Consider the following 19,482-nt stretch of genomic DNA (forward strand, 5'->3'; position numbering starts at 1 on the left):
TGTAAGCAAAGAGAAAATTATTCAAATTGAGGATGAACCTGCGGAATGTGGGTTAAAATCCTGCTAATTCCAGACCAATTCCAAGTTTAATACAAAGCCAGGTAAAACATCTTCTCCCGATAATGTTTTGGGAGATTTTAAGACTTCTACAGGTTGATTGAGTCGATAAATTTCAACCCTCTTATGATTAGGGTCAATTAACCAACCCAAACGCAGTTGATTATCAATATACTCCTGCATTTTTTGGCGTAACGGTTCCATATTGTCACTTTTAGAACGCAACTCCAGCACAAAATCAGGACAAAGGGGTGGAAAAGTTTCTTGTTGTTCAGGGGTTAATGCATTCCATCGTTTTTGACTAACCCAAGCTGCATCCGGAGAACGAATTGCCCCATTGGGAAGTCGAAAAGCAGTAGAGGTGTTAAAAGTAACCCCCAGTTTAGTTTGGCGATTCCATAACCAAAGTTGTCCTTCTATATCAATGTTGCGTTTTCCAGTATTCCCCCCAGTGGGTGGCATGACAATTAATTTTCCTGTAGCACTACGTTCTAAGCGTAAGTCTCGATTAGCAGCAGCAAGTTGTTCAAACTGCTCGTCAGTAACTCTGAGGCTGGGAGGAATGTTGATCGGAAGGGTATTCATGGATCAATCTCAAGTTATCCCTTTTGACATCCTCCCCCGTTAAATCAGAGATTATAACGGGGGATTCCCAAACTTCACAATTTGGGTTTACTGCTTCCAAAGCACTTATCTAGGTTGTTGTAAACCCCCGACAGCCCGCCTACACAGTCATTTTCTAGCACGATCTGTCCGACCGCAGTAATACCACGTTGACAAATCACTTGAGCAGCTGAAACATCTCTGTTAATTTCATAATGGCATTCAGGACATTTGTGTATGCGTTCAGACAAATCTTTTTTGCCTGTATTTATACCACAATTCGGACAAATTTGACTAGTATATCTGTAATCAACTTTGCCAAAATATACGCCTCGTTTCCAACAAACCCAAGCTAAGATATCAAAGAACTGACCAAAACCCGCATCAAGGGTATGTTTACCTAACATTCCTTTTGCCCAAGTTCTGAAATCTAAGTCCTCAACAAATATCATTCCAGCCTGGTCACAAAGATAATTTGCTAACTTAAAGTGAAAATCTTTTCGGGTATCTGATATTTTCTGATGAAGTCTTGCTATTTTACAATTTAGTTTATGTTTATTTTTGGAACCTTTTTTCTTTAGCTTCAATCTGCGTTGTAGCAATTTAAGCTTACTGTGCAGCTTTTTTAAAAATCTAGGTCGCTCTATTAGTTGATTATCAGAAGTTGCTAAAAACTTATCTAACCCAACATCAATCCCAAGCGGATGACCCCGTGGTGGAGTATCAGGAACACTGACTTCACTTTGTAAAGACAGCATTGCAAAATAACCACTAGCTCGTCTAACTATTCTAACTTGCTTTATCTTAAAACCATCGGGAATTGGTCGTGATAATCTCAGTTTAACTAATCCAATTTGAGGAAGTTTAATCCACTCATTATTTATTGGATTTGTTTTAAATTGAGGAAATACAAACGATCGCATCCGATATTGATTTTTAAATCTAGGAAAACCATATCCTTGTTCTTTCATGTTTTTAAATCCTCGATCTAAAGTCTTTAAAACTTGTTGTAAGACCTGAGCATTTATTCTTTTGAGTTCAGGATTTGCTTTTTTGGCTTTAGTTAAATTAGCAGCTTGTATCTTGTAGTTAGGATATGGCTGATCTACTGGAATTATATATTCATGCTGTAATGAACAATAATTAACTGCGCACTTTCGACTTTTGTACCAATCTTTTCGTTCCCTTAAAGCGTAATTCCACACTTTTCTGCAAACTGCCAATATATCTTCAATGACGGCGATTTGTTTTTGGGAAGGAATCAGTTTGTACTCGTAGGTTAGTCTGAGCATACTTAAATTATAACATAATTCTATCCAGGAATGCCACTTGAGTAGAACTAAGCTTCTGACCGCAATTAAGAGGAATCGTTATCTTGGCCAGGACGACCCAAATAAAGCTTAACAAAATCTTCTGCTGCTGCTGGATTAATCTGATACAGCGCATCCCGAAGTTGAATCACCATCTCAGCGCCTGGATCTCTGATTTCATTAACCCAGCGGTAAATATTGGAACGCCCAATTCCCATAAGCACAGCAACTCGATTCTGGCTGATGCCGTAGCTTTCTAATACTTGTTTGAGGGCTTTGCCTGCTTTTCCCATGCCTCAAATTCTGTCATTTACTCACGACTGAGTAAATGGAACCAAATGGACTACAATGAGGTAGACTAGTTGTAGTCCATTCGGTAACAATAAGAAGGTAACTTCCCATGTCCAACAACTTTCTACCAGAACCGGAAGAAACTCCCTCGGTACCAGCCTCCGATCCTACTCCCACACCACCTGAACCCAAGCGAGAACCTGTGCAAATCCTAGTCATTGGTTCAAGTAACGGCATCACCAAAATCATCCACACCCAATACAAACTCGGTTTTGCTGAAATCAGCGAATGGAGTGCCTTAATGCCTACTTCCATTCCCGGTAAACAGATGCGTGCTCTTACTCGCTACGTTTCTACCAATTAACCTCCCTCACTTTTTCCTAAGGGGAAAGGGGAAAATGTCCCTTTTCCCTTTTGCTCCTGGTCGCTGTTTAAGTCCAAGTCACAATTCAACATGATTGAATCTTATGAACTTTCTTCGCCGTCGCATCAATCCTCAAACCTTCGTCATTACTCGTAGACAACTCAGCAGATATCTAAAAATTGACCCTCTTCACCATAAGGGCAACTTACCATGAGGGTAAATTCCCAAACAACAAAAAAACTACGCACGACGACTCAATTGCACAAGCCTAATTTGTACCACCTCTTCATAAAGCCTTTCGAGCTGAGTAATATTCCCACTTAAGGTATAGCGCTCTAGAACCCTTGCCCTAGCTTTCTGACCAAGCAAAGTAGTCCAGTCTCTGTGGTCACGCAATAGAGGCAATAGGGTTTTTAGTTGGGATGTCACCCCATGGGTATTGAGAATTACCCCAGCACCATCCTCTAACACTTCCCCATCAGCTCCAGCATCTGTGGCTACACAAGCCACACCACAAGCCATGGCTTCCAGTAATGATAAGGACAGCCCTTCCAATAGAGAAGGTAAAATAAACACATCCGCTGCCCGCAAAATCTCAATCCGTTCTTGCTCGGAAGCCACAAATCCTAGCCAAATGATATTTTGTTCTTCCCCATAAAATGGTTTTAATGAGGCTAATAACGGTCCATCACCAGCAATCACTAGCTTGCTGGATTCACCCAGGTTACATTGTTTCCACGCTCGCAGCAACGCCTCCACATTTTTTTCCGTAGCAATGCGGCCTTGATAAACAAACAGGCGTTCCGCTTTGAACTCGGATGTCAAGTCAGAGGTAAACTGGGAGTATCCTGGAGAATATTTCTGGACATCCACGCCATTGGGAATCACTGCTAGCTTGTGATCAGGAACCCCAACTCGGATTAGGACATCCCGTTGGAGTTGAGAAAAGATAATCACTCGGTCGTAGTGGGCGAGAAAGGGCGCATAAACTTGATAGGTCAGCAATTGGGTTCCCGATTGCAAATTGCGTCGTTTACCATCAAAGGGCGGATGGAAGGTCGCCACTAGGGGTATATTGAGTTCGGTACAGATTTCCGGTAACAGGAAGTCTAAAGGAGATAACGTTAAGGAAGCATGGACGAGATCAGGTTTGAGCTCCTGTAGCGATCGCTTCAAAACCTTACTGGCGGTTAGGGTTGGAATGGTATACATCTGAGACTTGTACAAGCAAGGCAGTGGTACCTCCTGACAACCCCACCAAGTCCGGTCCTCTTCTTCTTGGGCAAAGTGGAGGAAACTGACCTGGTAGCTCCGGTCTAGCAGAGCATTGGTGACTTCTCGAGTGTAGGTGACGTTACCACAAAAAGGGGATTTTTTTCCGAGCCAGGCGATATGCATTCCGGTTGGTAGTTAAGTCTCTATATTATGAGGTTTATTTAAATTATTTAATCTATTACCGGAAATATACCAGTTTAAGAACCCACCTAAGAACACAAGTGCTGCTAAACCAAGAAATACAAGTTGTAAACCCAACCAAGTTTCTGCGATCCCCGCTAAGGCTAAAGGTAAACTCAAGGCGATATTAATAGCATTGTTTTGTAGTCCGAAAACTTTGCCCCGCATCTCTTCTGGTGTTTCTGCCTGGATGGTAGTCTGCATCGGGATACCTACCAAAGCCCCAAACCCACCCAATACCATGGTCATGAGTAAAGCCAGCCAGAGATTGTTAGTGAATAGGGACAACCCTACTAAAGCTACTCCCATACCCACAGAACCAGACAGACTTAAATTGACATGGGAGGTGTCATCAAACCAGTTTCCTAGTATTGCTGCACTAATCCCCATCCCAATTCCACCTGCTGCTAACAAGAAGCCAAACTGGGCAGCTGTGATCCCAGGTAGGTTTTCCGCGAGTCTTACCGCCAGAACCGCTAAAGCAGCAAAAACAGAAAACAGAATAACTTGTTGAATCATAGCATTGCGGACACTTCGATGGTGTTTTACGTAACGCAGACCATCGGCAATGTCTGCCCACACATGAGGTTGCTCAGCCTGAGACTTTTCCCGATTTTCACCCGTTCTCAGTAACAACAATACTAATCCTGCGATCGCATAAGACCCTCCTACCAAAACTTCTTTCCCCAAGTACACCCCGACATGTAGCTGAGCTCCCAATCTATCCGCTAAGGCTAACAACGGTTCACCCACAGCAAAACCAATGATTAAGGAAGCCATCATGGTTGTAGTATATAGGGAGTTGGCCGACAGTAGGTGCTGTGATTTTACAATCAAGGGAATTACCGCTTGTTCTGCTGGGGCAAAAAATTGGGTCAGGGTAGAGACTAGAAACGTAATCACTAATAAGACGTAAAACCCTAGTGGCAGATTGGAGACTGATGTCGAGCCTTCAGTTAAAGACAACAACCCAGGCACTAACAACACCAGTGCCCCTCGCAACAGATTGGTTAGTACCAGCACATTTTTTTTTGACCACCGATCCACATAGACCCCAGCCAAGGAACCAAATAGAACGGCTGGGATGGTAAAGGCAATCATGACCGCTGATACCCAGCCACTGATAGTTTGATCAGCATCTTGAAAGCGACTGGTTATCAAGGCAATCATTAACACCAGATAAACCTTGTCTGCTAGCTGAGAGAAGACTTGACCACTCCATAGGGCTAAGAAGTTGGAATTTTTTAGAACTGGTAGAAATCCTTTATCCGGTGATGAATCCAGTTCCTGATCCCTTAGCTCATCACTGCTCGATGAGGGGTTTGCCACCAAATCAGACTTGGTGAAATCAGACGTGGGGTCTGGGGAGTGTTTTTCGTTTTTTCCAGTCTCCGATGATTGCATTCTGGCTTTTCTGGGTTAGGCTTTTTTAGCCTTTATTAGTATTAATTAACAGACGACAACGAATCTACTAAAGCCGCTGAACGAATTGAGCGACCAAAGTGATACTGAGCGTAATCTCGTAAAATTCGCTCCAACTTCACCCAGAGTGAATCTACAGACTCAGCCGCTTTCGACCCTCCTAATTGGTCTTTTAATAGTGTACTCAGCTGAGGTAATTCAGCAGCTGCCAGTTGTTGAAGCAGGGTTAACTCCAGAGCATTCAGCTTATGATTTACTCGTGGAGGAGGGGGTAGGATGACATCAGTATCAGGGTTGTCAATGGTTTCACTCAAGCTCTGTGCTTGAGTCGGAATAGTTGGATTTGGTAAATGGTTCCGATTGGACTGATCACTGACTAAACTAATAGTTCCACCTGCTTCTACACTAAAACCCACCCGCCAATTCGGGTCAGTTAAATCTGGCATTAAAGTGTGTTGTGTGATACAACACAGTTGTACTTGAGGTGCAATTCCGGCCAGGGCAAGCAGGTGAAAGACACCATGGGACAAATGAGCTAACACTAGAGACAACCCTGAGGGATTAGCCGTAATTTTAGGTAACTGCTCCAGACGTCGTAGATGTTCATTAAGTAGTTCGTAGAGTTCTTCCTGAGGCTGCTCACTCAAAGCATGACACAGAACTAATTCTGCCAGATACTGACTAGCTGCCAGTTTACTGAGATCCTGACTCAATCCTGGGTAGGATTCTGTAGTTTCTGCTTGGATAATTTTATCTAGCGATCGCCCTTTTGCCAGCAGTAGTTGATTCACCACAAACAAGCCACTCCTACCACCTAATTTCGATTTCTGCTTCCTTGCCCCTGGTGCCACTACCCGAATCAGACCAAACTCCCTAGTTAAAATTGTCAGCAACCTGTCCGCTTCTCCTAGCGGTATGCTTTTCAGATTAATTCCAGTGGCTTTGTAGGTTTGACTCATTCGTCATGTTTACTTGTTAATTTGTTATTTTTTATGTCAGCTATCAGCTATCAGTATTCAGCCGTTGGCCTGGGGCTGTTCGCTTAGCGCATATGCTGACTTTTTAAGTTTCAATTTCCTATTTTTAATTTTTAATTCTTAATTCTTAATTCTTAATTTCCCAGTTATCCCGTTGTCGCAGCAACTCAGGACCACGAGAGGTGCCTAGCCTGGTTGCTCCAGCAATGACTAAATCGAAAGCTTGCTGGATGGTTCGGATACCTCCTGATGCCTTGATTCCAACTTGACCCTTGGTCACTTTTTTCAACAATTGGACATCATCAACTGTGGCACCACCATTCCAGCCAGTGCTGGTTTTGATAAATTGCGCCCCAGCATCCATACAGATTTCCGCAGCAAGACGTTTTTCCGTATCACTCAGCACAGTAGTTTCCAAGATGACTTTGACAGTTTTACCCGTTTCTTCACAGATTTGGGCAATTTCTTGGTAAAGTTCCTCTGTTTTACCCACTTTCAAACCACCGAGGTGAATCATTAGATCTAGCTCAGTCGCTCCATTTTCCACTGCCTCTTGGGCTTCATAAAGCTTAGCAGTGGGGGTTGTAGCACCACTCGGAAAACCAATGACGGTACAAACCTTTGGTACTCTACTGTGGAGGAGTTCAGCCGCTTGTTTAACGTAAACTGGCGGGACACACACTGTAGCAAACTTATATTGGTCTGCCTCTTGACACCATTTTTCCACCTGCTCTGGTGTAGCCGTGGGAATGAGCAGGGCATGGTCGATTAGGGGAGCAATATCAATGTCTGGATAGTCTATATCCATTGCCATATCAGATACGTAAGTAAAAATCAACCAGCTTTTAAGTATAACAGTTAACTATCAAGCCCCAACCCTTAACCGTCAGATCACCCAGGGAAAACCCATACAGTTTTAGAATAGTAATATTCAGCTTTGATAAACATGTAGTGATGGCCTAATCAACCTGAAAAACATTTCTTATAGTCATGAACAAAAATCGGACTCTACCGAACATAGTGTGTAGAAAAACGCGCTTATTACTGACTCGTTTTAATTGAACGGTTTTTTGATAACAAATCATTATAAATTAATAGTTATTTAAAACCTGAGTAACCATGCGTTTACTATGCCTGAGCAATGGTCATGGAGAGGATGTGATTGCTGTCCAAATTCTACAGGAATTGCAACATTACTCGACTTGTCCAAAACTAGCCGCCTTACCCTTAGTTGGGGAAGGAAATGCTTATCTCCCATTAGATATTCCCATTATCGGCTCCGTTGAGCAGATGCCATCGGGTGGATTTATCTATATGTCCCAACAGCAAGTGTGGCGTGATGTGCAGGGAGGCTTAGTGCAATTGATTTGGTCTCAATTAAAAGCAATTCGCCGTTGGGCTAAATCAGGGGACTTTATCCTAGCAGTAGGCGATATCGTACCACTGTTGTTTGCCTGGTGGAGTGGTTTACCCTATGGCTTTGTTGGTACTGCCAAATCGGAATACTATTTGCGGGATGAATCGGGATGGTTACCCAATCGACCCCGTTGGGAAGGGTGGTCAGGCTCGGTTTATTTGCCTTGGGAGCGTTGGCTGATGTCTAATCGCCGTTGTAATGGGGTTTTTCCTAGAGATACCCTGACCACAGAGATCTTAAAGCAGTGGTCTCTCCCAGCTTTTGATCTCGGTAATCCGATGATGGATGGGATTTATCCAGACTATCCACCACCCATGGTTTATGACAAAGATGCAGAATTAAACGAAACTAAGCGTACCCTAACTATTACCTTACTACCCGGTTCCAGAATACCCGAGGCTTATCACAATTGGCATCAAATTATCTTGGCAGCATCAGGGTTACTGGATACTTTTGGTTCGCGATCGCTTTTGTTCCTCGCTGCCATTGCTCCAGGATTAAGCCAAGACCCTTTACGGGAGGTTTTAGTGACTCATCGTTGGAGTGAGGTCACCCTGCCATCCCATCCATTCAATCTCCAGCTCAAGGACAAACAAGCTTTGGCCTTTACCAACCAAAATGGCACACTGATTTTAACCCAGAACGACTATAACCTCTGCCTGCTCCAAGGGGATTTCTGTATCGCCATGGCAGGCACAGCCACAGAGCAATTTGTCGGGTTAGGAAAACCAGCCATTGCCATGGCAGGAGTTGGTCCCCAATATACCCCTGCTTTTGCGGAAGCCCAAACTCGCTTGTTAGGTCCATCGTTAGTAATAGCACAGCAACCAGAATTTGTAGCAAGCATAGCGAAAGAGTTATTCCAGAATCCCGACAAGTTACAGGTAATAGCAGAAAATGGACAGCGACGCCTTGGTCAACCAGGGGCAGCAGCTCGGATTGCTAAGTGTTTGATGGAAAAGATGAATGATGAATGATGAATGATGAATTATGAATTATAAATTAGACATCTCAGATGTCTATTATATATGGCAGATATGGGGCTATTTCAACAGTCCTATTAAAACTAAAATTACCACACATTAACAACAAGTATAAAGGTTATGAATTGCGATGAATATTGAGACTTTGAGTGGTAGTACTGTCAGTATTTTGGGTCTGGGAGCTAAAAACCCAATGGATAAAAATTGTGTAGAGATTGCTTACCAGGCTGGAATCAATTACTTCTTTTTTTACAATCTCAATTACACCAGTTTCCTAGAAGGACTAAAGCCTATTCTGGCAACTCAACGAGATCAAGTTGTAGTTTCCACGGGCAGTAACAGTCGCGATCTTAACCAACTGCGCGAATATTTAGACCAAGTTCGTTCCTTGCTTGATGTGGATACAATAGATGTTTTCTTTTTGGAATATATCTCCCCTAAAGATGATCTCGACCAGGTTGCAGTAGCCTTAAACGAGATCCATACCTGGAAAACTGAAGGATTAATCCGCTATGTTGGCGCAACAACCCATAACCGCCAATTAGCAGTACAATTATTGAGAAAGCAGTCCTGTGACGTGCTGATGCATCGTTACAACATGGCCCATCGCAAAGCGGAAGTAGAGGTGTTTCCTGCTGCGCTCAAAGCCGACATTCCAGTAGTTGCGTTTACTGCCACTCGTTGGGGTTCGCTGTTGCAAGGACATACAGACTGGAAAAATCCAGCTCCAAGTGCTGCTGACTGTTATCGCATGGTCCTGCGCCAACCAGCGATTCGCTTAGTCCTCACTGCACCTAAAACCGAATCTGAATTAGTTGAAAATCTCAGGATTTTGCAATCTCCTGAGTTATCTCTTCAGGAAGTAACCCATTGGCAAACCTATGGCGATCTAATTTATGGAACTGGCCAGGATAACTTTGATAATCAATGGCCTTAATTAGTCAATAGACTGCTTGCATCTGTAGTGCGAGGTAAACGTTCAGTTAGGATAAAAGAAGCATCGGGAGTGCGAACATCTTCATCTTCGTTAGGTAAACGAAAACCACCATTAGAAGCAGTTACCATGCCTATGTAAGCAGTTGGCCTTGGCCAAAAGGCCACGCTACTTGAGGTGCTATCAGCTTATGCGCTACGCGAAGGCTGACCGCTGACCGCTGACCGCCGAATGCTTACGTCAGCTGACGGCCAACGGCTGACCACTGAATGTTACGTAGGTGGAATAGCATTAACATAAGAATAATTGAGTATTTTCTGATCTACTCTCACTATAGAACAATTAGATAATCTCGCCGTTGCTACAATTATTCTATCTGCTGGGTCTTTGTGAAAATCACCTGGTAGTGATTGAGCATCAACTGCGATCGCAGGAGTGATAGGCATCAGAATAACTCCTTCTTGTGCTAGGGCAATTTCAAACCATTCTTGAATAGATACCGGAAGAATTATCCTGCCTGCACGCTTCTAGTCTTGCTATCTCAATAAGACTTATCGTACAAACTCCTAATCCATTTGGTCTCTCATTCTCAATGACCTCACGGTGGTAACTGCTCAGCTTAGGATCGTTCTGATTCCACCAAACAAAAATATGAGTGTCCAGAACAATCATAAAACCTCTTCATAACTATTCTCTATATCCCAGTCTTCTAGAGGGATAGCTGGCTCTTCAGGATCAGCATAGTATGCGTAGGGCTGCTTGTTTGCCAATGGATTAGAGGAATATTCCTTTTTGACTTCACCAATAGTGACAATTTCGGAAAGCTTATTTTGAATAGCTTCATTTAAAATTTCTGAAGCCAGCTCTTCTACAGATATTCGTTTTTTTGCCGCCGCTTTTATCAAAATGTCTTGAGAAGTTTGACTAATTTTTACATTGGTTATAATCATATTAAATACCTTTAAAACATTTAAACTTAACGTAATACCTTAGAAGAATAAACTGGTTTTCTCAATCAAACTCAGGTGCCCAAACTTCCACTACATCCCCATGCCCCAGCACAACCATTACCTGATTGAGACGATAAACTTCCATGGTACGAGTTCAACGATCCCGTGTGACAGCTTACTCAACGGCAAATCCAGTATATTGGCGCTTATAAGGAGCATGGTAGGCTAAGACGATATCTTCAGGGGGAACACCCCATTCTACTAATTCATTAGCAATGCCAATTTCTGTGCCATCATGTTGTATCCAAATTTTGTCGTTTTTAAGGTCAATTTGGAGAACACAGCCTCTTAAACGCCGATTTCCATGCCACCCCACGTTCATCAGTTGATAGTGATCTCCTTGAACATCAAAGATTTTTTGGACTTCAATATCTCCATATCTAGGCTTATATTGCCCGTATTCATTGATAAGTTTTTTAACTAATTTTCTATAGTGTTCTAGTTTTTCCATTGTTTAATAACCTCTTGATTGATCATTTTTTTTTAAATGTAAACATAAGATTGATGGGAAAAGGGAGCAGGGAGCAGGTAACAGTAGTAAAGAGCTCCGAATAATTTTTGATGTTATGATAAATTAGCAATATTATTCATGACCTATTTAGAAATGCTATTCAATTAGTTTGAAGTGTTTTAGAAGTCAATTCCATTACTGATTCCTATCGGGTTATCCCCCAAAACTAAACTATCAATTTAATGGAGCAATTGCTTTAGTCTTTGACGAAAAGCTCGTAACGCAGGACTTCTCCCGGTTTCACGGCTTTGAGCTAAAACCTCTGCTACCAGGTCCGGAATTGGTAATCTGGAGAAGGTCGGACTGGTGGTAACTTGCCGGTACTCACCTCCTTGCAATAGGTCAATCCTGAGTTGATTTTTTTCATAGCGCCAGAGTTCAGGCACACCTAAGTTGGCATAGACATCCAGTTGAGTCTTGGAGGTAACATCCACTTCAATGGCTAGATCTGGCGGTGGGTCAATAGTGAGATCGACGCGCCGCTTGCCTCGCATTCTAGCGTGGTTTTGGATGTAGAAGCATTGATCTGGTTCAATGCCACTGTCCATATTTTCTCCCTTGAAGGTAGTGGAACCAAAGCACTCGCAGTCGATTTCTAACTCATCAAGCAAAATTTTAACCAAATCACCGAGCAGTTCTTTATCGACTTCGTGTTCTGGGGTAGGCATTCTGATTTCTAAGGTTCCGTGGCTATAGGCAATACGGGCAGAGCGATGTTCCCCTAGTTCTTCCAGAAGAGACTCAAATTCAGCCCACTCTAGGTTATTAATCAACAGTCTTTGACCTGGGGGAACGGTAAGTTGTTGGAGTAGGAGAGTAACAGCCATAAAGTAATCGGTTTTGATTCCCAATTTTTCCAAGAGGTCTAGTCTGATTTTAGGCAACTAAGCCATAGCTACCGTTAGTGAGAGTGCTCTTGGAGCCAGTTGAGTAAATCCTCACTAGTATTAAAATCCCAGATTGCTTCTGATAAGCGTTCTAGGTCTTGGGAATTCAAGGCTTCAAGCAATGCCATCCCATTACTTGTTAGTTTTCCAAAGCGGCGCTCAAGCTGTCGCAATAGTAAGCTTCTTTCACCTTCTACTCGTCCTTCTACTCTGCCCTCTTGTCTGCCCTCTTGTCTGCCCTCTTGTCTGCCCTGTTCTCGTCCTTCTTCTCGTCCTTCTTCTCGTCCTTCCCTTTTCGCTAGACTCAATGCACCTCGCCTATCTTCCCAGAACATCTCCTGTTTGCGGATCTTTTCCAATTCTTCTACACTCAAGCCAGCTTGATTTGCTATAGTTAAAGCTTGTTCCAGCTGTGGGATTTCCCTCATTTGATCAGGAATAATTTCTAAGCTGGGAGCATCTTTAATAAAATAGATCCACTTATCTAGGACACTTTCTAACTCTTCCAGCTGCTTAGTAAATTTGGGAAGTTCCACAAACACCATCTTTAATTCCTTATCCTGATAAGGTAAGTGGTCTTCTTCTTCTTGAAAGTAAAAACTGCTAATGACTTTCTCTGTTGAGGGGAACAGCTTAAAATCAGTGATAGTTAAAGCAATGACCGGATTGAGATCGAAATATCCTTGTCCGGATTTAAGTTGATTCCCGTAGGTTTTGCACAAATTATAAACGACTCGCTTCTCGAAAGCCTCCACATTCCAGAGCTGCATTTCAATGATCACAGTCGTTTTATCGTCTAATACTGCCTTAACATCTAGATAAGTGTCTTTTAAATCCACCACATCTCCTGCACTGTAGGGATCACAGTTCTCCCGGATGCAAGCTCCGGGAGCTGCTGTGACTTCATCAATAATTTCTAAATCCTGGATTACCGAATTTCCAGAGTAAATCATGGCATTGAGGAAGGAAATCAGAATATCTTTACTCTGATCTGAACCAAATATTTTTTTGAAAGCAAAGTCAGTTTTAGGACTGATGAATTTCATGGTTTTACAAGGTTAATTAAACCGTTTGTTTATTAGCTAATGTCTTGACTTTTATAGTCACAGTTTTGGCGGGAAGCCTTTGCACTATAATCAGTTATATAGCGAGCGGTGTTCAAAAAAGTGATTGACAAATTTTGGGGTTCCATAAATACGGGATGATTTTAATAGTTTTGTGCCATGGGCATCTTGCCGTGCCATGGGCATCTGGCTGTGGAATGGGCATCTGGCTGTGGAATGGGCATCTTGGTGGAATGGGCATCTTGGTGGAACGGGCATCTTGCCCGTTTCAACTTCCGGGCGGGCAGTAGGCAGGATGCCCATGGCACTCATATTAATCCCTTGATTCAGAAATGCCGTATCCCCAAGAGAGATCCGGTGGATTGCTGAAAAGTGGGGATTGATGATCGTGATTTTTTTGGCATCATGGAAGTAGCTCCTATTTAGGTGGGAGGAAAACCGCGCTGGAGATGATTAACGGGCATGACCAGCGCGGTTATTAGTATCAGTCTTTACCTTCTATAGTATAGATAAATACTCGAAAAAATGCAAGGGCTAATAAAAATATTTTACATTTATTTAAAATTAGTTTTATTGAAAATTTTTAGACTCAATTATGTGTAATTAGTTTACCTAATTTTTTGATTAACTGAGCTACAAATTCTAGGTTTTTAGGGAGCAGGAATCCCCTATAACTCCAGGGCTGTTTCTTGCGTCGGACTCTAATCTGTTCCCTGTTCCCTGTTCCCTGTTCCCTGTTCCCTGTTCCCTAAAAAACCATAAATATATACTTTCTAACCAACAGCAAATCCATCATATTGACGCATAAATGGGGCATGATACCCTAGGACAATATCCTGTTTCGGTATCCCTAATTCAAGTAACTCATTCGCCACCCCAAACTCGGTGCCATCATGTTGAATCCAGATTTTTCCATCAATAATATCAATATGAATCAAAGGTCCGAAAACACGACGATAATTTTGCCATCCTGCATGAAATACTTGATAATGATCTTGCTCAGGATCGAAGAATTTATAGACTTTGATTTCTTCATTGGCTAACTTAACCAGACTATGCTTTTCCAAGGTTTCCTGAATCAGACGACGATACTGAATTAACTTATCCACTGCAAAATTACCTCCTGATTTGGCTCATATACCAATAGGTTTATGTTAGATTCTTGAATTGTTTGCTTTGCGAAAGGACGACGAAAAAACTCTTCGTAAGTATAGGTAGGAACCGCTAGATAAAGTTTACGTTCCGGTTGTTGCGCTTTTAAGGCAATTCGATAACTTAAACATTGTCCCACTGCTAAGTAAAATTCATAAATTGTAGAAGAACCGATAAAACTTTTCACCTCAACAGCAATTTTTTCAAGACCTTGCTCCGCTGCAATTAGTTTCTCTCCTGCCAGATCTATTTGAATACGAGCGTTATCAAAATCCAGGTAGAGTGGATCGTGAGTGATAATCCATCCATCCTTAATTAGTCCTCCTTTGACAGCTTCATGAAAATAATCCTTAGCAGACATATGATATGCTTTTCCTGAATTTTAGCAATAGTTCACGTTATTTCTTCTAGACTCTTAAAAGAAGCTATCCAACCACATCAGGCTTTTTTTAGTTAAAAAGATTTAACTTCTCAGTAAAACTCATGACCGCAAGGGTTTTGACTGGGGCAGAAATGCCAAACTGTGAGGTTGGTAAGCTCAAGGCTTAGCCGTGGGATGATATGATATCATGTTCAGTTAAATACTTATACTAAGCTAAACGCCGAATCTAAGGCAGAGGGCAGAAGGCACAAGGCACAAGTAAAGAAGTAAGGTTTCAAGAAAGAAGGTGTTTTATCACTAATTATCTAGACATGATATCACTCTTTCAGTTGATGGTGGTCACACAAAATAGCTTTAGATGAATGCCGCTGGCTAACGTTTTCCTACAAAGCCAGCTTGAAAATCTGCTGTGCGGATAACTTGAACTGGGGAAAAGTCGGGGAAACAATGGGAGTATTTCCCGTAAAGGGCGTCATCTGATATTCGCCGTCAACTAAATGACAAACAAAAAATGTGGGTTGCTTGGGGTTGCCGATAAACTTTCTCGCCCCCAATGCGGCATAATCGATAATCCAATATTCTTCGATCTCCATCTCTTCATAATCTCTTAGGTGCGCTTTCCGTTGGCGAATTAAATTCGCCACGGGTCGCACCTGAAATTTATTGTAGTAATCGTCACGCCAATTAGTTGAAACAACTTCGACGATTAATTTTACGGAATCAGGATTTTGAATAATTGATTCGCTTTCCCAGCGAGATTCCGCCCCCATAACGTCTTGATTCAAAACAATAATGTCCGGTTCATAACCTGAGTTTTCCCGTTTTGGTTTAACAATTGACTCTCTAGGAATAGTCCAAATGCCTCCTTTGCCTATCTGTCTGATAACTATCAATAGTTGCTCGATCAGGGAACCAGTTAGATTTGAATGTTTCCCCTTTGGCTTGGGCATTTCGATAATTACTCCATCATATAGTTCGTACCGGACTTCTGAATTTTCGGGATACCAGCTGATAAATTCATCAAAGCTGTATAATTTGGCTTCGGCTTTGGCTTGAGTCATCGTTTTTTCTTCTTGAAGCTGAAATTTATGGTAACAAAAACTATAGTGTTTATGGCATTTACCAGGTACGCTGATCAACCTCAAAGTCCCCCTTTTTAAGGGGGATTTAGGGGGATCCCTTGGTACCTCATGGGATAGAGAATTGCTATAGTTAAAGAAATTGAGGAATAAATTCAGATGGCAAGTAACACTCCTAATGATACTCGCGTGACAGCTAGGCTTCCTGCATCGGTCAAAGATACTTTACAAAAAGCTGGCGGATTTAACCGGGGGAACCTTAAATCAATTTATGGTTCATGCTCAGGTTAAAGAAGCCCAAAAAGTGATTAATAAAAATTGAACGTCTGGCTTATTATGAGCGATACGGGTTTGAAGAAACGAAAGAGCATCTATTATTGTTATTTTTGCTTTTATATAGTTTAGGTTGTGCTTGATAAGCTAAATCTAAAAAATAGAACTTTCCAGAAGATCAATAACTGCTGAAACAGCTGTTTGCACTGCTCCTTGAACTGAAGCATGATTAATTGCCAAGTGTTCCCCTGCAAAGAAAACACGGGGATTATCTACTGGATAAACTTGACCGAGTAATGGTTGATAGTTCTCCCGATCCCCTGGAGCAAAATAGGCATAAGAACCAGAACCAGACTGATTATCTTCATCCCAAATACTATGAATAATCTCATCAGTATAGTCTTTAATCTCAGGATGCAGTTGGGAAACTTCGTCTAAGGTTAAATCGGTTTTAGCTGTTTCCTCTAAAGTTCTAAATTTCCTAGAATTATCTTCCCAGCGATAAGCAGCAGTTAATACTGATGGCTGATAATAAATATCCTGATCTTTAGCAACAAAATGAGGTTGATCAAGCTTTGTTGAGTCTAATTGAGCATTATCAGAAGGATACCAACACTTTTCAAAATTTAAATCCGTAAAGCTACCACCCCCATAGACATGATCGGCAAATTCCCAAGGACGAGCGGTACAGTGTAATAGAGTTTTACTGGCACTGCAATACCCCAAATTGTTAATCGCTTCCTGTTGTTGGCTAGGTAAACTAGGCTCAAAATTAATCTGAGCCAGAGCAGTAGCAGGAATAGTACAGATAATATAGTCAAATTCTGCGATTTGTTGCTTATCCAGCTTATTCCAGACAAGCCGAACCCCTCTATCGGTCATTTCTATAGTTGTTACTCTGGCTTCAGTCTGGATTATGCCTGATATGCTTTTAACCAAAGCCTTAATTAACGTGTCCAGTCCTCCGATTAGCTCATATTGTTCTACTCGATGCCAAGCAAAGAAGTCAATTAAACCATTTAACAGAGATACTTTGTCGTAATGAATTGCTCCAGTAGCATGACCGAGTAACTCAAAAGCATCGGGAGAAAGATGACTGCGAAAATAGTCGGTAACCGTTAGGGTATCCCATTTTCTAACTTGATCACTGGTAAAAGTGGGCGCAAATAACTCCCATTTCTCTTTTTCAGTCAAAGAATCGATTAATTCTTCCAATAACTGGTCGTAAATTTCCCCTGGGTCTTGTTGCTCATCAGAGGTTAACTTGTAAATACCAAACAACTGTTGGTAACTCTCTAAACGAGTTTTTTTACCCCGTAGATAATAAAAAGCGGCGGGATTGTAATTAATAAAAGGTCTTTTTGGTAAATTAAACTTATCTATATAGTGTAATGTGCAGCCATGACTAGTAGGAATTCGCATTGCGCCTAATTCCCCATAAGTCCCATCACTAAAATAATGAGTCTTAATTCTTCCTCCGAGGCGAGAATCAGCTTCTAATACAGTAACTTGATGGTTGAGTTGACTCAGTTCGTAAGCACTAACAAGTCCTGCAATTCCTCCACCGATAATCCCAATTCGTTTGCGAGTACCACCTTGATCGTAGGAACTAAGAGAACCAGGATGACGATACAGGCGCTCAAAGGAAAAAGGTCGCTCTAACTCTTGTGTATGGCGGTAAGGGTTAAACATCGAGCGTTATCCGAAATTAGGTCTTAGACTGATTTTCCCTCAAAAATGCGTTCGCGTAGCATGACCTACGGTCAATCGCGTAGCGGCTCAATGCTCGCGCATCGCGTTTTTTGAGGGATAACTCCCCAGACTTGGCTTTAAAACCGGACATGACACGATCACCATCACCGGCTCCTCCGTGCATGGTTTATGTTGCCGCCAGCTCTTTAAAAACCTTTAACAACCAATAAGGTTAACAACCTATAAATGAAATATTTATTATTTAATCCTTAATCCTTAATCGTTCATCCTTTTTTTGACTTCGATGGGATTTTAAGTGAGCGTGAACCCCCCTTACCATTGTCTTTCTTACCATTGTCTTTCTTACCATTGTCTTTCTTGCCAGAGTTTTGGGGTTTAACAGAACCATTGAGTTGCTGACGTCCGTTGCGAATTACTCTAAGCATGTCACTGAGGTGCTGCTCAATATTGTAGAGCACTCCGTCAGCGTAGGCATCTGCCCCATTTTGAATTTCCTCACACTCAGCTAGGGTCATTTGGCGCATTTGCTCCAGTTCCTGCTGGGCTTTGCGGCGCATCTGCTCAAGCTCCGATGCCGTTTGCTTGTGCATCGTCTCACACTCTTTTTGAACTTGTTGGCTGATTTGTTGGGCTTCGTGTTCCGCTTGCTGAATAATACCGAGTTCATCTAAGATCATTTCAGCACGCCGCTGAGCTGTCTCAATGATTTCTTGAGCATACTGTTCAGCTTGCTGGATAATTGCATCGTGTTCTTCAATTATTCTAGTAGCTTGTTGAAAAGCTAAGGGCAAATTTTCCCGCACCAAGTCGAGTTGAGCCAGCAACAGTTCTTCATCAATCAGGGTGCGCCTGGTAAAGGGGATGTGGGGGCTATCGAAGATTATGTCCTCGATATAGTTAAATTGCCCCTGAATATCTATGTCTCCTGATCCAGGATTAAAGGATTCAGTCGGGTTTGGGGGTTTGTTTGGCTCGGGTGGGTCGTACCGGGATGATTCTTGGCGTAACATCGGTATATATCTAAGGCAACCTGTTGGGGGACAAGATGATCGACGGAGCCGCCAAATTTGGCAATCTCTTTGACTACGCTACTACTCAAGAAACTATATTCGTTAGAGGTGGCGAGAAAAACCGTTTCGATTTCATCCCAGAGGGTATGATTGGTATGAGCCATCTGGAGTTCCTTCTCAAAGTCAGAAAGCACCCTTAACCCTCGCAACAGTACTTGAGCTTTCTTCAGTTTGGCATATTCCACAGTTAAACCGGTGAAACTGTCCACTTCTACATTAGGTAAGTGTTGGGTGCAAAGTTGAATCTGCTCGACTCGCTCAAGCACTGTGAACAAGGGAGATTTAGTGGGATTGCGCAGCACCGTGACAATCACCTTATCAAAGAGTCTACAGCCACGCTGGATGATGTCAAGGTGTCCTAGGGTAATGGGATCGAAGCTGCCTGGATAGATTGCAATCACGACGCAAGTATTACCAATGGGTTCAAGGAGTGATTATATAGCTTGTTTCACGGCGATGACATACTGAACTAATAGTTAAGCTATTAGTTATTAACTCATTGGTGATTAGTCACTAGTCATTAGTTAT

Annotated in this window: 24 protein-coding genes; 4 read left to right on the forward strand and 20 right to left on the reverse strand. The window is 42.2% G+C overall.

The features are described 5' to 3' along the window. Positions 1-63: 63 nt before the first annotated feature. The 3 genes from AC4II3_RS15705 to AC4II3_RS15715 all read right to left on the reverse strand — a co-directional run bounded on the left by AC4II3_RS15705 (position 64) and on the right by AC4II3_RS15715 (position 2,263). Complete coding sequence (locus AC4II3_RS15705; protein ID WP_488009055.1) at positions 64-642, reverse strand: Uma2 family endonuclease; 579 nt, start codon at positions 640-642, stop codon at positions 64-66. A 74-nt stretch (positions 643-716) separates the two neighbouring features. Beyond that, on the reverse strand, positions 717-1,952 hold the full coding sequence (locus tag AC4II3_RS15710; protein WP_488009053.1) for an RNA-guided endonuclease InsQ/TnpB family protein: 1,236 nt from the start codon (positions 1,950-1,952) through the stop codon (positions 717-719). Positions 1,953-2,017: 65 nt separating this feature from the next. Then, positions 2,018-2,263: a helix-turn-helix domain-containing protein gene (locus AC4II3_RS15715; RefSeq protein WP_070395068.1), complete on the reverse strand. Its 246-nt coding sequence runs from the start codon at positions 2,261-2,263 to the stop codon at positions 2,018-2,020. Positions 2,264-2,370: 107 nt separating this feature from the next. Here AC4II3_RS15715 and AC4II3_RS15720 point away from each other — a divergent pair, with 107 nt between their 5' ends. After that, complete coding sequence (locus tag AC4II3_RS15720) at positions 2,371-2,625, forward strand: peptide ABC transporter substrate-binding protein (RefSeq protein ID WP_488009050.1); 255 nt, start codon at positions 2,371-2,373, stop codon at positions 2,623-2,625. 240 nt (positions 2,626-2,865) lie between these two features. Here AC4II3_RS15720 and AC4II3_RS15725 read toward each other — a convergent pair whose 3' ends face one another. The 4 genes from AC4II3_RS15725 to deoC form a co-directional block, all read right to left on the reverse strand. Beyond that, positions 2,866-4,023, reverse strand: coding sequence for a glycosyltransferase family 4 protein (locus tag AC4II3_RS15725; protein ID WP_488009048.1), 1,158 nt, complete (start codon positions 4,021-4,023; stop codon positions 2,866-2,868). A gap of 12 nt (positions 4,024-4,035) precedes the next feature. Next, complete coding sequence (locus AC4II3_RS15730) at positions 4,036-5,484, reverse strand: MFS transporter (RefSeq protein WP_488009046.1); 1,449 nt, start codon at positions 5,482-5,484, stop codon at positions 4,036-4,038. A 41-nt stretch (positions 5,485-5,525) separates the two neighbouring features. Continuing rightward, complete coding sequence (gene recO, locus AC4II3_RS15735; RefSeq protein WP_488009044.1) at positions 5,526-6,461, reverse strand: DNA repair protein RecO; 936 nt, start codon at positions 6,459-6,461, stop codon at positions 5,526-5,528. Positions 6,462-6,606: 145 nt separating this feature from the next. After that, positions 6,607-7,287: a deoxyribose-phosphate aldolase gene (gene deoC / locus AC4II3_RS15740; protein ID WP_488009061.1), complete on the reverse strand. Its 681-nt coding sequence runs from the start codon at positions 7,285-7,287 to the stop codon at positions 6,607-6,609. 311 nt (positions 7,288-7,598) lie between these two features. Between deoC and AC4II3_RS15745 the strand changes: the two genes are divergently transcribed. Together AC4II3_RS15745 and AC4II3_RS15750 are read left to right on the forward strand one after the other, a co-directional pair. Next, positions 7,599-8,873, forward strand: coding sequence for a lipid-A-disaccharide synthase-related protein (locus AC4II3_RS15745; RefSeq protein WP_488009042.1), 1,275 nt, complete (start codon positions 7,599-7,601; stop codon positions 8,871-8,873). Between the two features lie 136 nt (positions 8,874-9,009). Beyond that, positions 9,010-9,816 carry an aldo/keto reductase gene (locus AC4II3_RS15750; RefSeq protein ID WP_488009040.1) on the forward strand — a complete coding sequence of 269 codons (807 nt, stop codon included), beginning with the start codon at positions 9,010-9,012 and terminating at the stop codon, positions 9,814-9,816. Here AC4II3_RS15750 and AC4II3_RS15755 read toward each other — a convergent pair. The 6 genes from AC4II3_RS15755 to AC4II3_RS15780 all read right to left on the reverse strand — a co-directional run bounded on the left by AC4II3_RS15755 (position 9,813) and on the right by AC4II3_RS15780 (position 13,267). Next, a complete protein-coding gene (locus AC4II3_RS15755) occupies positions 9,813-9,944 on the reverse strand; it encodes a hypothetical protein (protein WP_488009038.1) in 132 nt (43 codons plus the stop codon). The two genes, AC4II3_RS15750 and AC4II3_RS15755, sit on opposite strands and share 4 nt — an antisense overlap. A 141-nt stretch (positions 9,945-10,085) precedes the next feature. Next, complete coding sequence (locus tag AC4II3_RS15760) at positions 10,086-10,259, reverse strand: PIN domain-containing protein (protein ID WP_488009036.1); 174 nt, start codon at positions 10,257-10,259, stop codon at positions 10,086-10,088. Positions 10,260-10,481: 222 nt separating this feature from the next. Further along, entirely contained in the window at positions 10,482-10,763 is a 282-nt protein-coding gene (locus AC4II3_RS15765; protein WP_488009034.1) for a hypothetical protein, read from the reverse strand. 175 nt (positions 10,764-10,938) lie between these two features. Beyond that, the gene (locus AC4II3_RS15770; protein WP_488009032.1) at positions 10,939-11,274 is read right to left on the reverse strand and encodes an element excision factor XisI family protein; all 336 of its coding nucleotides are present in this window, start codon (positions 11,272-11,274) and stop codon (positions 10,939-10,941) included. 239 nt (positions 11,275-11,513) lie between these two features. Beyond that, positions 11,514-12,161, reverse strand: a complete 648-nt coding sequence (locus tag AC4II3_RS15775) for a Uma2 family endonuclease (protein WP_488009059.1) — start codon at positions 12,159-12,161, stop codon at positions 11,514-11,516. 74 nt (positions 12,162-12,235) lie between these two features. After that, positions 12,236-13,267, reverse strand: coding sequence for an Rpn family recombination-promoting nuclease/putative transposase (locus AC4II3_RS15780; protein WP_488009030.1), 1,032 nt, complete (start codon positions 13,265-13,267; stop codon positions 12,236-12,238). Between the two features lie 177 nt (positions 13,268-13,444). Between AC4II3_RS15780 and AC4II3_RS15785 the strand changes: the two genes are divergently transcribed. Further along, the gene (locus tag AC4II3_RS15785) at positions 13,445-13,654 is read left to right on the forward strand and encodes a hypothetical protein (RefSeq protein ID WP_488009028.1); all 210 of its coding nucleotides are present in this window, start codon (positions 13,445-13,447) and stop codon (positions 13,652-13,654) included. Between the two features lie 404 nt (positions 13,655-14,058). Here the strand turns inward: AC4II3_RS15785 and AC4II3_RS15790 are convergent, their stop codons facing one another. From AC4II3_RS15790 to coaD, 7 genes are all read right to left on the reverse strand, one after another. Continuing rightward, complete coding sequence (locus tag AC4II3_RS15790; RefSeq protein ID WP_293065500.1) at positions 14,059-14,394, reverse strand: XisI protein; 336 nt, start codon at positions 14,392-14,394, stop codon at positions 14,059-14,061. Further along, complete coding sequence (locus AC4II3_RS15795; protein WP_293103506.1) at positions 14,382-14,798, reverse strand: XisH family protein; 417 nt, start codon at positions 14,796-14,798, stop codon at positions 14,382-14,384. The genes AC4II3_RS15790 and AC4II3_RS15795 overlap by 13 nt, the downstream gene beginning before the upstream one ends. Positions 14,799-15,202: 404 nt before the next feature. Next, the gene (locus tag AC4II3_RS15800; protein ID WP_488009025.1) at positions 15,203-15,880 is read right to left on the reverse strand and encodes a Uma2 family endonuclease; all 678 of its coding nucleotides are present in this window, start codon (positions 15,878-15,880) and stop codon (positions 15,203-15,205) included. Positions 15,881-16,324: 444 nt separating this feature from the next. Beyond that, positions 16,325-17,863, reverse strand: a complete 1,539-nt coding sequence (locus tag AC4II3_RS15805) for a flavin monoamine oxidase family protein (RefSeq protein ID WP_488009023.1) — start codon at positions 17,861-17,863, stop codon at positions 16,325-16,327. A gap of 16 nt (positions 17,864-17,879) precedes the next feature. Next, entirely contained in the window at positions 17,880-18,047 is a 168-nt protein-coding gene (locus AC4II3_RS15810) for a hypothetical protein (RefSeq protein WP_488009021.1), read from the reverse strand. Between the two features lie 100 nt (positions 18,048-18,147). Continuing rightward, entirely contained in the window at positions 18,148-18,894 is a 747-nt protein-coding gene (locus AC4II3_RS15815; protein WP_488009019.1) for a F0F1 ATP synthase subunit B, read from the reverse strand. After that, a complete protein-coding gene (coaD, locus tag AC4II3_RS15820) occupies positions 18,801-19,355 on the reverse strand; it encodes a pantetheine-phosphate adenylyltransferase (protein ID WP_488009017.1) in 555 nt (184 codons plus the stop codon). The genes AC4II3_RS15815 and coaD overlap by 94 nt, the downstream gene beginning before the upstream one ends. Positions 19,356-19,482 lie beyond the last annotated feature (127 nt).

The organism is Moorena sp., from assembly GCF_982860115.1.

Coding starts and splice junctions, on each gene's coding strand:
- AC4II3_RS15705 (WP_488009055.1), bottom strand. CDS start 642: ATGAATACCCTTCCGATCAACATTCCTCCCAGCCTCAGAGTTACTGAC.
- AC4II3_RS15710 (WP_488009053.1), bottom strand. CDS start 1,952: ATGCTCAGACTAACCTACGAGTACAAACTGATTCCTTCCCAAAAACAA.
- AC4II3_RS15715 (WP_070395068.1), bottom strand. CDS start 2,263: ATGGGAAAAGCAGGCAAAGCCCTCAAACAAGTATTAGAAAGCTACGGC.
- AC4II3_RS15720 (WP_488009050.1), top strand. CDS start 2,371: ATGTCCAACAACTTTCTACCAGAACCGGAAGAAACTCCCTCGGTACCA.
- AC4II3_RS15725 (WP_488009048.1), bottom strand. CDS start 4,023: ATGCATATCGCCTGGCTCGGAAAAAAATCCCCTTTTTGTGGTAACGTC.
- AC4II3_RS15730 (WP_488009046.1), bottom strand. CDS start 5,484: ATGCAATCATCGGAGACTGGAAAAAACGAAAAACACTCCCCAGACCCC.
- recO (WP_488009044.1), bottom strand. CDS start 6,461: ATGAGTCAAACCTACAAAGCCACTGGAATTAATCTGAAAAGCATACCG.
- deoC (WP_488009061.1), bottom strand. CDS start 7,287: ATGGATATAGACTATCCAGACATTGATATTGCTCCCCTAATCGACCAT.
- AC4II3_RS15745 (WP_488009042.1), top strand. CDS start 7,599: ATGCGTTTACTATGCCTGAGCAATGGTCATGGAGAGGATGTGATTGCT.
- AC4II3_RS15750 (WP_488009040.1), top strand. CDS start 9,010: ATGAATATTGAGACTTTGAGTGGTAGTACTGTCAGTATTTTGGGTCTG.
- AC4II3_RS15755 (WP_488009038.1), bottom strand. CDS start 9,944: ATGGTAACTGCTTCTAATGGTGGTTTTCGTTTACCTAACGAAGATGAA.
- AC4II3_RS15760 (WP_488009036.1), bottom strand. CDS start 10,259: ATGCCTATCACTCCTGCGATCGCAGTTGATGCTCAATCACTACCAGGT.
- AC4II3_RS15765 (WP_488009034.1), bottom strand. CDS start 10,763: ATGATTATAACCAATGTAAAAATTAGTCAAACTTCTCAAGACATTTTG.
- AC4II3_RS15770 (WP_488009032.1), bottom strand. CDS start 11,274: ATGGAAAAACTAGAACACTATAGAAAATTAGTTAAAAAACTTATCAAT.
- AC4II3_RS15775 (WP_488009059.1), bottom strand. CDS start 12,161: ATGGCTGTTACTCTCCTACTCCAACAACTTACCGTTCCCCCAGGTCAA.
- AC4II3_RS15780 (WP_488009030.1), bottom strand. CDS start 13,267: ATGAAATTCATCAGTCCTAAAACTGACTTTGCTTTCAAAAAAATATTT.
- AC4II3_RS15785 (WP_488009028.1), top strand. CDS start 13,445: ATGGGCATCTTGCCGTGCCATGGGCATCTGGCTGTGGAATGGGCATCT.
- AC4II3_RS15795 (WP_293103506.1), bottom strand. CDS start 14,798: ATGTCTGCTAAGGATTATTTTCATGAAGCTGTCAAAGGAGGACTAATT.
- AC4II3_RS15800 (WP_488009025.1), bottom strand. CDS start 15,880: ATGACTCAAGCCAAAGCCGAAGCCAAATTATACAGCTTTGATGAATTT.
- AC4II3_RS15805 (WP_488009023.1), bottom strand. CDS start 17,863: ATGTTTAACCCTTACCGCCATACACAAGAGTTAGAGCGACCTTTTTCC.
- AC4II3_RS15810 (WP_488009021.1), bottom strand. CDS start 18,047: ATGCACGGAGGAGCCGGTGATGGTGATCGTGTCATGTCCGGTTTTAAA.
- AC4II3_RS15815 (WP_488009019.1), bottom strand. CDS start 18,894: ATGTTACGCCAAGAATCATCCCGGTACGACCCACCCGAGCCAAACAAA.